Annotated in this window: 2 protein-coding genes and 2 pseudogenes; 1 reads left to right on the forward strand and 3 read right to left on the reverse strand. The window is 46.7% G+C overall.

Annotated features, from left to right (window positions below):
- Positions 1–94: 94 nt before the first annotated feature.
- A pseudogene (locus GKN89_RS24555) lies at positions 95–274 on the reverse strand (hypothetical protein); the annotation flags it as partial.
- A 21-nt stretch (positions 275–295) separates the two neighbouring features.
- Between GKN89_RS24555 and GKN89_RS24445 the strand changes: the two are divergent.
- Positions 296–529, forward strand: a pseudogene (locus GKN89_RS24445) (resolvase); the annotation flags it as partial.
- A 58-nt stretch (positions 530–587) separates the two neighbouring features.
- Here GKN89_RS24445 and GKN89_RS24245 read toward each other — a convergent pair.
- Together GKN89_RS24245 and GKN89_RS24450 are read right to left on the reverse strand one after the other, a co-directional pair.
- Positions 588–959 carry a hypothetical protein gene (locus GKN89_RS24245; RefSeq protein WP_126181107.1) on the reverse strand — a complete coding sequence of 124 codons (372 nt, stop codon included), beginning with the start codon at positions 957–959 and terminating at the stop codon, positions 588–590.
- Positions 960–1,034: 75 nt separating this feature from the next.
- Positions 1,035–1,224: helix-turn-helix domain-containing protein (locus tag GKN89_RS24450; protein ID WP_230329037.1), on the reverse strand; the 190-nt coding region annotated here is incomplete at its 5' end.

A 1,224-nucleotide genomic window follows, 5' to 3' on the forward strand; every position in this document is an offset into this window, starting at 1 on the left:
AATAATTTTCTGAGTGATTTTTCCTGCAACTTTTGGCGTTCTTCACGTGTGTTTGCACACATGATACCCACCAAAACTGTGGATAATGCAGCACTCAGCCCGTTGGCGTATCGATGGGCAGGATGAGTGAGGGATTGTCATTGCGAACGGCGCCGACGGCGGGCGATCCCGGTTGCCAGACGAAATCCTCTGCCTGCAGGCTGTACACGTCAGCCTGCATTTGACCAGAGGGCGGGACTAAGCGGGTGTCGAGCCAGTCGCGTGCGGCCGTCGGTCTCTGCTGCGTACAGCGCCGCAAAGAACAGCGGCAGGCCTTGCCTCAGCAAGAGCCCACGGGAGGAACGGCGGACGGCCTTACAAAATGACGCCAATAAAATTGCGACTGGCAATGGCATCAATGGGACGGCCAGAGACGAAAGTCAGTACGTTATGCCAGGAGCTTGGGATAACCCGACAAACGCTGTACCGCCACATTTCCCCTGATGGCCCACTGCGAGCTGACGGTATAAAGCGGCTCAACCGGGGATAATTTTAGCGGACGGAAAAATCTGGAGTTCCGGCGTAGAACCCCGAATAAGGAATAATCCTTAATTCATTTCAGGATTATTAATTCCATCTAAAACCTCTTGGCAATATTCTTTTTTATAGGCTTCATCATTACTTAATGACTTAACCAAAAAATCAGCATTTTTCCAACCATTATCCCAATGCGTATCGAACCCTGACTGTTCATACTTTAATGTTCTAGTTAATGAGTCTTTTATTTGTTTTTTATATTTATCAATTTTCTCATTGGTTGCCCCACAAACATCATGTGCAACACGAGCATTTGAGCCAGAAAAACCTATTGCTGAAATTGCCATCGCTTCATTTGATTTGTCGAAATCATTCGCATATGCCACAGCATTAGATAAAGCGAATATGACAAGAGCAGGTATGGTTTTTTTGTATGAAATCATCTTTCACCTCTAACTCATTGATTGTTCATGGGGTCAGTTTGGATATCGAAAATTATTGTACATTAAGGCTGCTTTTTAATCAGTCTCAACTTCTTTATAGAAGGCCTGAATGCGACAAACTTGGGAAGTACTGTAGCCTATCGCGTCTGCTGTTTCTCGGATGCTCAGTTTCTTAATCTGTCGGTAGTGCCTGATCCATCCTGCTCGCTCCATCTCACCGCTGGCGCGCACGAAATAAGTGGCATTAGGATGGCGCACCAGCAGC

Source organism: Serratia sp. YC16 (assembly GCF_009707615.1).
Classification (GTDB): Bacteria; Pseudomonadota; Gammaproteobacteria; order Enterobacterales; family Enterobacteriaceae; genus Serratia; species Serratia surfactantfaciens.

Coding starts and splice junctions, on each gene's coding strand:
- GKN89_RS24245 (WP_126181107.1), bottom strand. CDS start 959: ATGATTTCATACAAAAAAACCATACCTGCTCTTGTCATATTCGCTTTA.